We start from the raw sequence: 13409 nt of genomic DNA, 5'->3' as shown, positions 1-13409 counted from the left end.
GTAGGGAGTTATATGTCAAAATCGTTATATATCGCAGAAAAACCAAGTGTGGCCCAGGAGTTCGCAAATGCGCTTAAGATCAACGGAAGACGCAGCAACGGATACTTGGAAGCTGACCAGGTAATTATCACCTGGTGCGTGGGACATCTGGTCACGATGAGCTATCCGGAACGCTATGATCCTAAATATAAGCGATGGAGCCTGTCCACCCTGCCGTTTCTTCCAAAAGAATTTAAATATGAAGTGATTCCAAACGCAGCCAGGCAATTCGAAATTGTGAGCGGTCTGCTCAACAGAGCTGATGTGGATACAATCTATGTCTGTACTGACTCCGGAAGAGAAGGAGAATACATATACAGACTGGTTGCCCAGATGGCAGGTGTGAATCAGAAAAAGCAGAAGAGAGTCTGGATTGATTCCCAGACAGAAGAAGAAATTTTAAGAGGGATACGTGAGGCAAAGGACGAGGCGGAATATGATAATCTTTCGGCTTCCGCGTATCTGCGTGCAAAAGAAGATTATCTTATGGGAATTAATTTTTCACGTTTGCTTACACTAAGATATGGGCAGCATATATCAAATTATTTAAAGAGCGGGAAGAATACCGTTATTTCTGTCGGGCGGGTTATGACCTGCGTGATGGGAATGGTGGTGCGGAGAGAACGGGAGATCCGGGATTTTGTTAAGACACCGTTTTACCGTGTGATCGGTACATTTACCAGAGAAGATCTGGATTTTGACGGGGAATGGAAGAGTGCACCAGGTTCTAAATTTTATGAATCACCCTATCTTTACAAAGAGAATGGATTTAAAGAGCGAAAGCATGCGGAAGAATTGATTGAAAAGCTTTCCCAGGCAGATCCCATGGAGGCATGCGTTGTTTCAGTGGAAAAGAAAAAGGAGACCAAGAACCCGCCGCTACTTTATAATCTGGCTGAGCTTCAGAATGACTGTTCTAAGATGTTTAAGATCAGTCCTGATGAAACACTGAAAGTGGTTCAGGAGCTTTATGAGAAGAAGATGGTCACTTACCCCAGAACGGATGCCAGGGTTCTTTCTACCGCAGTGGCCAAAGAAATCTATAAGAACATCAGCGGTTTAAATGGATTTTCGCCTTTATCAGAGGCTGTAAAAGAGGCATTAGACCGCGGGTCCTACAAAACGATCGATAAAACCCGATACGTCAATGACAAGCAGATCACAGACCATTATGCCATAATTCCCACAGGTCAGGGACTTTCATCTTTAAGAAGCTTAAACCCTCTGGGGGCAAAAGTTTATGAAGTCATTGCCAGAAGGTTTTTGAGTATTTTCTACCCGCCAGCCATTTATCAGAAGTATGCGCTGGAACTGGAAGCAGACAAAGAGCACTTTTATTCCAATTTCAGGGTAATGCTGGAAGCTGGATTTTTAAAAGTGGCCGATGTGTCCGGCAGCAGAAAAAAAGCGGATGAGAAGGCTTCAGATACTTCTCCTGAAGGTGAAAATCAGGATGAGAATAATTCCGAGTCATCTCAGAAACAAATGGACAATCCTGCTTTTATTGCCATGCTTGGCTCGTTGAAAAAAGGTATGAAGCTGCCGATTAAAAAGCTGGTGATCAAAGAAGGAGAAACTTCTCCGCCAAAACGCTATACATCAGGATCCATGATTCTCGCCATGGAGAATGCGGGACAATTGATTGAAGACGAAGAACTGCGTGCCCAGATCAAGGGCAGCGGAATAGGCACCAGTGCGACCCGGGCTGAGATTTTAAAAAAGCTGTTTCATATTGGTTATCTTTCGCTGAATACGAAAACCCAGGTGATTCTTCCTACTTTGCTAGGAGAGATGATTTTTGATGTGGTGAATGCCTCCATCAGACAGCTTCTTAATCCCGAGCTGACCGCCAGTTGGGAAAAGGGATTGACCTATGTATCAGAGGGCAGCATAACCTCAGAAGAATATATGCAGAAACTGGAGAATTTTGTTGCCGGACGTACCGCTTGGGTATTAAAGCTTAATAATCATTATGATCTGCGTAATGTATTTGATGCTGCGGCAGCTAATTATAAAAAACAGAAATAGGAGATTATAACATGAAAAAAGAAGATATGACAAACCAGGACCTTTTTGATACCAACCATACATTGGCCAAATTATTATTTGAACAGACCACCTATCCATGGGAAATCATTCCTAAGATCAGCGAATTTATCGTTTCTCTGGGACAGCGCCTTCCAAAAGACGAATACGTTCATGTAGGAAAAGCAGTCTGGATTCATAAATCTGTAAATCTTCCGCCAACAGCTTGTATGGGTGAGAATGTGATTATCGGAAAGAATGCCCAGATCCGTCATTGTGCATTTATCAGAGGTAACGCAATCATCGGTGACCGTGTAGTCGTTGGAAACTCATCAGAGATAAAGAATTCCATTCTTTTTGATGAAGTGCAGGTTCCTCATTTTAATTATGTTGGAGATTCTATTTTAGGATATAAGTCCCATATGGGTGCATCCTCCATTGCTTCTAATGTGAAAACAGATAAATCTCTTGTAACTGTACATGCAGAGGATGAAGACATCGAAACTGGTCTTAAGAAGTTTGGAGCAATCCTTGGTGATTATGCAGAGATCGGCTGTGGTGCTGTTTTAAATCCTGGAACAGTGATCGGACCAAAGGCAGCTGTTTATCCGCTTTCCTGTGTCAGAAGCTGTGTAGATGGCAATAAGATCTACAAAAATCAGGGAGAAGTCGTAGAAAAAAATATAACTGAGGAATAAATTCGACATGAACGAAAGAAAACATATCCAGGCGGGTAAAGATAAATTCGGTTCCAGAATAGGATTTATTCTTGCTTCTGTCGGATCGGCGGTTGGCATGGGAAACATATGGATGTTTCCTTACCGGCTGGGACAGTATGGAGGAGCAGCCTTTCTGCTGGTATATTTTGGATTTATATTTTTGTTCGGTCTTGTTGGCTTATCCGGTGAGTTTGCTTTTGGCAGACTTACCGGCACTGGCCCCATCGGCTCTTATGACTATGCTTTAAAGACAAGGGGAAAACGGGGTGGATCTTTCCTGGGAGCGATTCCTTTGATCGGTTCATTCGGTATTGCCATTGGCTACGCGATTATAGTGGGCTGGGTTTTAAGATATTTATGGGGGTCCTTATCCGGTGTTATATTAAAAGAAGAAACAGCAGATTATTTTTCCAGGGCGACCGGTCATTTTGGCAGTGTACCCTGGCATCTTATCGTTGTGATCATAACTGTAACCGTACTGGCAGGCGGGGTATTAAAAGGGATTGAGAAAGTAAACGCAATTATGATGCCTGCTTTTTTTATCCTTTTTTTACTGATTGCAGTCCGGGTATTTTTCCTTCCAGGTGCATTGGAAGGATATAAATATCTTCTGGTACCAAGGTGGGAACTTTTAAAAAAGCCGGAAACCTGGGTTATGGCTATGGGGCAGGCGTTTTTTTCTCTGTCGATTACAGGATCAGGAATGGTGATTTATGGAAGCTATCTGGACAAAAAAGAGAATATACCAAAAGCGGCTGTTACCACCGCTTTTTTAGATACCATTGCCGCTCTATTGGCAGGTTTTGCAATTATTCCTGCAGTATTTGCATTTCAGATGGATCCGGCCAGCGGACCGCCGTTAATGTTTATCACCTTACCGAAGGTGTTTGCAAAGATTCCGGCGGGCAGAGTGATAGCAGTATTATTTTTCCTTTCCGTATTATTTGCAGGAGTCACTTCTCTGGTGAATATGTTTGAAGTATGCTCAGAAGCGATTCAGACGCACCTGCATGTTCCTAGAAAAGCAGCCATTGCATTTGTGGGCACCATTGTATTCGTCATCGGCCTTTTCATTGAATATGAACCGTATATGGGCGCCTGGATGGATTACATCACTGTTTATGTGGTACCTTTTGGTGCTGTGCTGTGTGCTGTAATGATATACTGGGTTCTGAAAAAGGAGACAATCCTGGAAGAGTTGAATAAGGGGCGGAAAAAACCTCTTGGATCTTATTTCATTTTTACAGCGAAGTACATTTACGTGTTATTGGCGCTGCTTGTATTTATATTAAGTATCGTATATAAGGGAATCGGCTGATATTTTTTAAATAAAAGAATCCCGGGATGTTCTGTCTGAAAAGACAATCATCCCGGGATTCTTTATTTTTCTTTATTTTGTTCCGAATATACGGTCGCCGGCGTCTCCGAGACCTGGGCAGATATAAGCATTTTCATTTAACTGACGGTCCAGATGTCCTACATAGATCTGAATATCCGGATGCGCTTCATGAAGCCGTTTTAAGCCTTCCGGAGCAGCAATAATTGCCATGAACTTGATGTGTTTTCCGCCGTACTGCTTGATAAAATCAACAGCTGCAGTAGCAGATCCGCCGGTTGCAAGCATAGGATCCGTAACAACAATGGTTCTCTGCTCGATGGGGCTTGGAAGCTTGCAGTAATACTCATGAGGCTCATGAGTTTTTTCATCCCGGTATAATCCGATGTGTCCTACCTTGGCAGATGGTACAAGTGCCAGTATTCCGTTTACCATACCAAGACCTGCTCTGAGGATTGGAACAACTGCCATCTTTTTACCGGCAATCATAGGAGTCATACAGGTCTCAATGGGAGTTTCCACCTCCACATCCTGTAAGGGAAGATCCCTTAATGCCTCAAATCCCATCAGCATGGCGATTTCCTCAATCAAAGCCCGGAATTCGTTGGTACCTGTTCTCTTGTCTCGTAAAATTGAAATTTTATGCTGAATAAGTGGGTGGGTAAAAACTGTTACATTGTCCATAATTGAATCCATAATAAGTTAATTCCTTTCTTTAATCTCTTGCTGTATCAGGAGTTTCAGGCAGTATCAGGTTCATAAAGACACCTATGACAACAGCGATGAAAAGACCTGAGATGTTTAATGTTACAGAACCTATTACAATGTTAAGTCCTCCAAGCTGGGCCAGTCCCAGTCCGAATACCAGAATAAGGCCAACGATAGTTAAATTTCTGCTGTGTGTAAAATCTAAATCGGATTCTGCCAGAGAGCGAATGCCCACAGCAGCAATCATTCCAAACAGCATGATCTCCACGCCGCCTTTTACCGGACCCGGGATTGTCTGAAGGATTGCGCCGACTTTTCCAAAAAGCCCCAGAATAATGGCAAATACGGCAGTGACACGCAGGAGTCTTGGGTTGTAATTTTTGGTTGTTGCCAGAACGCCGGTATTCTCAGAATAAGTCGTGTTGGCAGGTCCGCCTAAAAATCCTGCAAACAGGGTAGCGACACCGTCGCCCATTAATGTGCGGTGAAGCCCTGGATCCTTGAGGAAATCTTTACCTACAACCGTTCCGTTGGTGGTGATGTCTCCAATATGTTCCATAAATGTAACGCAGGCAATGGGGGCGATGGAAAGTATGGCACCTAAGCTGAATTTTGGAACAGACATAAAGGGTACACCGTTTAAATCCTTTGTTACAAATGGGATATTAATCCATGATGCAGCTGTAATGGCGGAATAATCCATGTGGTAAATACCCAATGCTCCTAAAATGATGCAAAGGATATAACCGGCCGCTATTCCGATGAGAATCGGAACCAGCTTGAAAAAACCATGAGCGAAGATAGAACAGAGAATTACTACGAATAATGTAAATATGGCAATTCCCAGATTCAGCGCAATAGCAGGTGTTACTCCGTCAGCCAGACTTAAATTACCAGTTGCATCACTGACTGCCGTACCTGCCAGATTGATTCCTATGACTACAATTACAGGACCAGTTACTACAGGAGGAAAAATCTTCTTGATTTTCTCTGCACCAATACTGTATGCGATCAAGGCGAAGAGAAGATAAACCAGACCGGCAAAAATAATTCCACCCTGTACTAAAGGTACGTTCTCAGGGATCACGGTTCCTTCTGGTCGGATAATTGCTGAAACCGCGGCCAGAAATGCGAATGATGAACCGAGAAACACAGGAACTTTAAATTTAGTACAGCAGTGGAATATTAAGGTGCCAACGCCTGCAGAGAATAATGCCAGCGATGGATTGAGACCTGTCAGTAAGGGTACCAGCACGGTTGCGCCGAACATGGCGAAAAGATGCTGAATGCTGAGCAGATAGTCTCGGGTTGTCAATTTTGCGTTGTTACTCATGATAATACCCCGTTTCTTTTTATTTTTCCGTCCTATTTTATCAGAGAAAGGGATAATTGGCAACTATTTTTGTTATTTTGTCTCAGGAGTATATTCAATAAGCGCAAAATCCCCCAAAGCATGAGGTAGTGGTATAGAAACAATAATGGTACCTTTGTCCTCATAACTAAAGGATTCCGGAAAAACGGAGTTTTCTTTCTGAGACTGTCCGGAAGAAAAATCAGCATCCTGGAAAATGCTGGTATACGTCCCTGAGTCCATACTGGTCCGCGCATCCATCAGTACACTGGTAAGTTCGGCAGAAGTCTGATAAAACTTACACTGGTCAGAGAGCACATATTGTGCAAGGAGTTTTGGATCTACATAATCCGAAAGCCTGATGTTTTGGAGTGTCTTTAAATCCACTACGCTGGTATAATACAAATTCGTGGGATGAGCAGCCCCGTCAACAGACAGCATTCCGGTATAGACAACACTGACCCGGTTTCTGTCTGCAGAAATAATATCAGCACTGACAGTGAGGCTGTCTTTTGCAGGATCAATGGAATAAGCATTGATGATTTCCAACGCATTATTTTTTAAAAGAGCGTTGACTGCCTCTAACTTGGATTCATCTTCTAATTGGGTAAGGACTGGATACTCAATTGTCACCTTGTCATTCTTAAAAATATAAACAGCGGTGGCAATACCGGATTTCGTATCTGTGCTTAAGCTGCTGCTTTCCGGCTCATTGTTAACCTCTATGGCAGTGGTAGTAAGATTCTCGGCAGCGGAACTTCCGGTTGTCTGAATTCCTGACAAATCAGGTTTTACATAGTTTCGGTGGCTGCACCCGTAAAGTGTCAGTGCGGACAGAAGGGCAGCGATTAAAAGAATATGATGTTTCGTGATTATCACCTCAGATCAATTTATTTTTTCTTATAGCAGTATATCATAATACCGGAATCTTTTCATGGAATATAAGATAAAATTAAGGAGAAATTTGGAAAAAAAGAGAAAAGACTCCGCAAACCTAACTGAATTCGGTTTGCGAAGTCCTGATCCCTGCCAAGGGTGTAGTGCCGGCAGTGGGACTTGAACCCACACGATGTTGCCATCAACGGATTTTGAGTCCGCCTCGTCTGCCATTCCGACATGCCGGCCTGCTCTTACAACGTTCATTATTCTATCACAGGATTTTCCATTTGGCAAGTATTTAAATTGAAAAACGGCAAAATATATTGTATGATAGATAAAAGCTATTGGTAAGGAGGTGTCTGGGCGATGACATGTAAAGAGGCAGAACGTCTGGTTATTCCATATATAAACGGGCAGCTGACAGATGAGGAACTGGAGGAGTTTCTGAAACACACGAAATCCTGTGCAGATTGCATGGAAGAACTGGAAATATATTTTACCATAGAGGCAGGAATCATGCAGCTGGATTCAGAAACCGGGAACTATAATATCAAGGGAGCACTTGAGGCTGCATTAGAACAGTCCAGACAAAGGCTTCAATTAATACAGCTGATCAAAATAGCAAGATATGCGGTATCTACCGTGAGTGTCATGGCACTTATCATTACAGTCCTTCTTCAGTGCAGAATCTGGCTGCAGTTGGGCTTGCTTGGATAGGAGAACAGATGAACAGAAAAAAAGCAGTACTGATTGACGGAGCCACTATGCTGGAGAATGCTTATTATGCACTTCCAGCCGATTGTGTAAAAGGAATACGCAATGTTGTGGTTCGTATAATAGAAGAAAAACAAACGGAGTATATGGCCGCCGCATTTGGCAGTGTTCTGAACAAAAAGCCGGCAGCGCAGGATTGGAAGGAAAAAGAAGAACTGTTAAAAGAAACATTTCATTCCCTGAACATTCCTGTATATACCGTTGAGGGAGCGCGGGGAAAAGACCTTATTGCTTCCCTGGCAAAGAATTGTGAGGCGGATGGTAAAGAGGTTGTTGTGCTGACTGGCAGCGAGGAACTTCTGATAACTGTAAAAGAGCATGTAACTGTCTGGATTCCTGATCTGGGAGAACAGGGGCTGGAATTAAAAGCCTGGTCTGCAGATGAAGTTAAGGCACAGTTTGGTGTGGAAGCGGAACAGTTAAACGATGTATTTGCTCTGGAACGAGGGGCAGATTTAGGACGTAAAACGGCTTCCAGGTTAATTTCACAATATGGTTCCCTGCAAACCCTTTATGAGCAAAAAGAGAATGTACAGTCAAAACAAATTAAGGATGCCCTGGTTCTATATGAGGCGCAGATAAAAAAAGAGGCGGAAGAACTCGTTATCAAAAGTGATTACGACCTCCACTTAGATGAGACGAAATCCATTGCTGAGACAGAGATTTCTGAAATTATGGAGATGGATTTTGAACCGGCCCAGTTCCCGGAAGAAGGACAGGAACCCGCTTCCTCTGGATGGCGGATAAAAGAAGTTACATCTCTTTCTGAAGCAGAAGCTGTTTTTGCAGGATGCGGCTCAGACAGCAGTGCGGGTATGCAGCTGGCAGGAACGGATAAAGAAATTACTGCTCTGGCTCTATGTCTGTCAAATGAGGAATGCTGGTGCTTTACTGCCCAGGGAGAGATCACGTCACATTATCTGAAGGAAAAGGCACTAAAGTTGTGCAAACGGGCAGGAGAAGTTATATTTCTTGATTTAAAAAGCCAGCTGCCATTTTTGAATCTGAATGAGGAAACAACGGTATTTGATGCATCGGTTGCAGCCTATTTGTTGGACCCTCAGAAAAGTTCCTACGAATATCATGAACTGGCAGAGAGTTACCTTCAGTTATCCCTTCCCTCCCGGACAGAACTGTTGGGGAAACGCTCAATAAGCCAGTCGATGATTGAAAATCACCAGCAGGCAGTTACCTGTATCTGTTCGATGGCAGCCGTTTCTTTTTTGTGCGGAAAGATTTTGAGGGAAGAACTGAAAAAGACGGATATGGAACAGCTGTTTTATGAGATTGAGATGCCACTGATATTCAGTTTGTTTTCTATGGAAGAAACGGGAATCCGTGTTGAGCGGGACAGATTGAAAGAATACGGAGACAGGCTGAAAATCAAAATCAAAGAAACAGAACTGAAAATATATGAGCAGACAGGTGAAACGTTTAATATCAATTCACCAAAACAGCTGGGAGAAGTTCTTTTTGAAAAGATGAAGCTTCCAGGCGGGAAAAAAACAAAAACAGGTTATTCCACTGCTGCGGATGTGCTGGAAAAACTGGCCCCTGACTATCCGGTCATAAGCCTGATTCTGGATTACAGGCAGCTGACTAAGTTAAACTCTACCTATGCCGATGGACTGGCTTCCTATATCGGACCGGATGAACGGATTCACGGTACCTTTAATCAGACGATTACGGCTACCGGGAGAATCAGCAGTACAGAACCTAATTTGCAGAATATTCCTATCCGCATGGAACTGGGAAGAGAGATCAGAAAGGTTTTTGTTCCGAAAGAGGGCTGTGTTTTTGTTGATGCCGATTATTCCCAGATCGAACTGAGAGTGCTGGCTCATATGTCGGGGGATAAAAGACTGATCGATGCTTATCAGCAGGCAGAGGATATTCACGCCATCACTGCCTCAGAAGTCTTTCATGTACCGCTTAACGAGGTGACCTCTCTTCAGCGGCGGAATGCAAAGGCAGTGAACTTTGGGATTGTATATGGAATCAGTTCATTTGGATTAAGCGAAGGTTTAAGTATAACCAGAAAAGAAGCTACGGAGTATATTGAAAAATATTTTGAAACCTATCCCGGAGTAAAGGCTTTTCTTGATAAACTGGTGGCGGATGCCAAAGAAACCGGATATGCAGTCAGCATGTTTGGAAGACGCCGTCCGGTGCCGGAACTGAAATCCTCTAACTTTATGCAGCGGTCATTTGGAGAACGTGCAGCCATGAATTCCCCTATACAGGGAACCGCAGCGGATATTATTAAAATTGCCATGATCCGTGTGGACCGTGCATTAAAAAAACAGGGACTGAAGTCCAGAATCGTTCTTCAGGTACACGATGAACTTCTGATTGAAACCCACATGGAAGAACTGGACCAGGTAAAGAATCTGCTGGTGGAAGAGATGAAGCAGGCTGCAAAACTGGCAGTGCCTCTGGAGGTTGATGCCAATGTTGGAGAATCCTGGTTTGATGCAAAATAAAGGAATGGTGGATTGTATGAACGTAATTGGACTGACAGGCGGAGTGGGAGCCGGAAAAAGTCTGGTCCTGTCGATATTGAAAACAAAATTTAATGCAAAAGTAATCGAAGCAGATAAGGTGGCACATGAACTGATGTTGCCGGGAGAAGAAGGGTATTTTCGGTTAATTGAAGTGATGGGGGAAGCAATTCTTGATTCTGACGACATCATTGACCGCACTGCATTGGGTAAAATAATTTTTAAAGATACATCTTCAAGAGAGCTGGTTAATTCCCTGATCCATCCTCTTGTATGGAAACGGATCGGAGAAAAAATTTCTGCTTCCCAAGCCGGGCTTATTGTGGTAGAATTTGCAATTATGGGTGAAGAAGCAAAAGACCTCTTTGATGAGATATGGTATGTACGTGCGAAAGAGGATGTCCGAATCAGGCGCCTTTCAGAGAACAGGGGTTATACGAAAGAACATTCGGAAGAAATTATCAAAAGTCAGGTCTCGGAGCAGGAGTATGCAGGACTTTGTGACCGGATCATCGAAAACAATGGTTCTGTCATGGATTTAGAGAACCAATTAGGGGAAATATTAAAAAGCAGGGGATCGAAAACAATATGAGACTGGTAAGCATTGCTAGCGGGAGCAGTGGAAACTGCATTTATGTAGGTTCTGACACAACTCATATTCTGGTTGACGCCGGAATAAGCAACAAGAGAATTGAACAGGGCTTAAATGAAATCGGGTTAAAAGGAAGCGAGCTCACTGGAATTGTGATCACTCATGAACATTCTGATCATACCAAAGGGCTGGGAGTGCTGGCCAGAAAATATGGTGTTCCTATCTACGGAACGAGGGAGACTCTGGAGGAAATTTCCAAACAGAAATATCTGGGAGAATACCCCCGGGAATTATTTTGTGCCATTCGTCCTGATGTGGATTTTTTTGTGGGTGATTTAGAGGTCAAACCGTTTTCCATTGACCATGATGCGGCCAATCCGGTAGCTTACCGGATTCAGCATGAACATAGGTCCGTTGCAGTGGCAACGGATATGGGCCATTACAATCAGTACATTATCGAGCATCTGCAGGGACTGGATGCGGTTTTATTAGAATCCAATCATGATGTGAATATGCTTCAGGCAGGACCTTATCCTTATTATCTGAAACGAAGAATATTAGGAGATCATGGTCATTTATCCAATGAAAATGCGGGACGGCTGCTGTGCTGCATTCTTCACGAGAACTTAAAGAAGATTCTGCTGGGTCATTTAAGCAAGGAGAATAATTATGAAGAGCTTGCTTATGAAACCGTAAAGCTTGAAATCTCAGAAGGAGATAATCCATTTAAGGCATCTGATTTTTCCATAGCCGTTGCAAAACGGGATCAGATGTCGGAAATTATCACTATATAAAGAGGAGATGCATGATGAATAAGACGATTATTACAGTAGTTGGCAAAGACACAGTGGGGATTATTGCTAAGATTTGTACGTATCTTGCAAACAACCAGGTGAACATATTGGATATTTCCCAGACCATTGTACAGGGATATTTTAATATGATGATGATTGTTGACATGGATGAAGCAGCGAAGCCTTTTGGAGAGCTTGCAGATGAACTGGAGCAGATAGGCGATGAGATCGGTGTAAAGGTAAAATGCCAGAGGGAAGATATTTTCACAAAAATGCATCGGATCTGATTACGCAGTAAGGCTTAAGAAAAGGATGGGTTTTCAATATGTTGAATATGTTTGAAGTAAATGAGACCAATAAGATGATCGAACAGGAACTGCTGGATGTGCGTACCATCACCATGGGCATCAGCCTCCTTGACTGCTGTGACAGCGATTTACAGGCAGTAAATGAGAAGATCTACAATAAGATTACCACTGTCGCTAAAAATCTGGTACCGGTTGGTAAAGAGATCGAGAAGGATTTTGCAATTCCCATTGTAAATAAACGGATTTCAGTAACCCCAATTGCCATGGTCGGAGGTGCAGCATGTAAAACTCCGGAGGATTTTGTTACCATTGCACAGACGCTTGACCGCGCTGCAAAAGAAGTAGGTGTTAATTTTATCGGCGGATATTCTGCATTGGTCAGCAAGGGCATGACAACAGCAGACAAAAACCTGATCTGTTCCATTCCAAAAGCGCTAGCCTGTACAGACCGCGTCTGCAGTTCTGTAAATGTAGGCTCTACAAAAACAGGAATCAATATGGATGCCGTTGCACTTATGGGCAGGATCGTACTGGAAACAGCAGAAGAGACGAAAGAGAATGATTCTCTTGGCTGTGCAAAACTGGTTATATTCTGCAATGCGCCGGATGATAACCCATTTATGGCTGGTGCCTTCCATGGTGTGACAGAAGCAGATGCCATCATTAATGTAGGTGTCAGCGGACCGGGCGTAGTAAAACGGGCGATTGAAGCTGCCAGAGGAAAGGACTTTGAAGTCCTTTGCGAGACCATTAAACGGACTGCATTTAAGATTACCCGTGTGGGGCAGCTGGTTGCACAGGAGGCTTCTAAAAGGCTGAATGTTCCATTTGGTATCATTGATCTTTCTCTGGCTCCCACACCTGCAGTCGGTGACAGTGTGGCTGAGATTCTGGAAGAGATCGGTCTGGAACGTGTTGGTGCTCCCGGTACCACTGCAGCTCTTGCTCTACTCAATGATCAGGTTAAAAAAGGCGGAGTTATGGCTTCGTCCTATGTAGGAGGATTAAGCGGAGCCTTTATACCAGTCAGTGAAGATCAGGGAATGATCGATGCAGTTGCCATGGGTGCTCTGAATCTGGAAAAGCTGGAAGCCATGACCTGTGTCTGTTCCGTAGGACTTGACATGATTGCCATTCCCGGAGACACCTCTGCTTCTACCATATCAGGAATCATTGCAGATGAATCAGCAATCGGCATGGTGAATCAGAAGACAACGGCAGTTCGAATCATTCCGGTAATCGGTAAGACGGTTGGCGAAACGGTTGAATTTGGCGGACTTTTAGGATATGCTCCTGTTATGCCTGTAAACCAGTACTCCTGTGAGGCGTTTGTCAGCCGGGGGGGAAGAATCCCTGCGCCGATTCACAGTTTTAAGAATTAAG

The 13409-nt window shown here is 43.5% G+C and carries 12 protein-coding genes and 1 tRNA gene; 9 read left to right on the top strand and 4 right to left on the bottom strand.

Annotation, left to right across the window (positions count from 1 at the left end; all coding sequences use genetic code 11):
- The first annotated feature begins 12 nt into the window (after positions 1–12).
- Genes CRO04_RS21500 through CRO04_RS21490 form a run of 3 tightly spaced genes read left to right on the top strand, consistent with a single transcriptional unit; the run spans position 13 to position 4101 of the window.
- Positions 13–2067 (top strand): DNA topoisomerase, encoded by a 2055-nt coding sequence (locus tag CRO04_RS21500; RefSeq protein ID WP_097006299.1) that lies wholly within the window; start codon positions 13–15, stop codon positions 2065–2067.
- An 11-nt stretch (positions 2068–2078) separates the two neighbouring features.
- Positions 2079–2762 carry a UDP-N-acetylglucosamine pyrophosphorylase gene (locus tag CRO04_RS21495; RefSeq protein WP_097006298.1) on the top strand — a complete coding sequence of 228 codons (684 nt, stop codon included), beginning with the start codon at positions 2079–2081 and terminating at the stop codon, positions 2760–2762.
- 7 nt (positions 2763–2769) lie between these two features.
- Positions 2770–4101: a sodium-dependent transporter gene (locus CRO04_RS21490; RefSeq protein ID WP_097006297.1), complete on the top strand. Its 1332-nt coding sequence runs from the start codon at positions 2770–2772 to the stop codon at positions 4099–4101.
- A gap of 72 nt (positions 4102–4173) precedes the next feature.
- On the opposite strand, the gene upp is transcribed toward CRO04_RS21490, so the two are convergent.
- The 4 genes from upp to CRO04_RS21470 form a co-directional block, all read right to left on the bottom strand.
- Complete coding sequence (upp, locus tag CRO04_RS21485) at positions 4174–4803, bottom strand: uracil phosphoribosyltransferase (protein ID WP_097006321.1); 630 nt, start codon at positions 4801–4803, stop codon at positions 4174–4176.
- A 31-nt stretch (positions 4804–4834) separates the two neighbouring features.
- Positions 4835–6160 (bottom strand): uracil-xanthine permease family protein, encoded by a 1326-nt coding sequence (locus CRO04_RS21480; RefSeq protein WP_097006296.1) that lies wholly within the window; start codon positions 6158–6160, stop codon positions 4835–4837.
- 72 nt (positions 6161–6232) lie between these two features.
- Positions 6233–7057 (bottom strand): DUF4163 domain-containing protein, encoded by an 825-nt coding sequence (locus tag CRO04_RS21475; RefSeq protein ID WP_097006295.1) that lies wholly within the window; start codon positions 7055–7057, stop codon positions 6233–6235.
- Between the two features lie 162 nt (positions 7058–7219).
- Positions 7220–7302: transfer RNA gene (locus CRO04_RS21470), tRNA-Leu, on the bottom strand.
- A gap of 121 nt (positions 7303–7423) precedes the next feature.
- Here CRO04_RS21470 and CRO04_RS21465 point away from each other — a divergent pair.
- The 6 genes from CRO04_RS21465 to CRO04_RS21440 are packed head-to-tail and all read left to right on the top strand — an operon-like array spanning position 7424 to position 13408.
- Positions 7424–7774 (top strand): anti-sigma factor family protein, encoded by a 351-nt coding sequence (locus tag CRO04_RS21465; protein WP_097006294.1) that lies wholly within the window; start codon positions 7424–7426, stop codon positions 7772–7774.
- 8 nt (positions 7775–7782) lie between these two features.
- On the top strand, positions 7783–10314 hold the full coding sequence (polA, locus tag CRO04_RS21460) for a DNA polymerase I (protein WP_097006293.1): 2532 nt from the start codon (positions 7783–7785) through the stop codon (positions 10312–10314).
- A complete protein-coding gene (coaE, locus tag CRO04_RS21455) occupies positions 10304–10924 on the top strand; it encodes a dephospho-CoA kinase (RefSeq protein ID WP_242974593.1) in 621 nt (206 codons plus the stop codon). The genes polA and coaE overlap by 11 nt, the downstream gene beginning before the upstream one ends.
- A complete protein-coding gene (locus tag CRO04_RS21450; protein WP_097006292.1) occupies positions 10921–11718 on the top strand; it encodes an MBL fold metallo-hydrolase in 798 nt (265 codons plus the stop codon). The genes coaE and CRO04_RS21450 overlap by 4 nt, the downstream gene beginning before the upstream one ends.
- 14 nt (positions 11719–11732) lie before the next feature.
- Complete coding sequence (locus CRO04_RS21445; protein ID WP_097006291.1) at positions 11733–12005, top strand: ACT domain-containing protein; 273 nt, start codon at positions 11733–11735, stop codon at positions 12003–12005.
- Positions 12006–12043: 38 nt separating this feature from the next.
- On the top strand, positions 12044–13408 hold the full coding sequence (locus tag CRO04_RS21440; protein ID WP_097006290.1) for a PFL family protein: 1365 nt from the start codon (positions 12044–12046) through the stop codon (positions 13406–13408).
- Position 13409: the final 1 nt, after the last annotated feature.

Origin of the sequence: Lacrimispora amygdalina, from assembly GCF_900205965.1 — a bacterium.
GTDB classification, from domain to species: Bacteria; Bacillota; Clostridia; order Lachnospirales; family Lachnospiraceae; genus Lacrimispora; species Lacrimispora amygdalina_A.
This window is presented reverse-complemented; position numbering and strand designations above follow the sequence as displayed.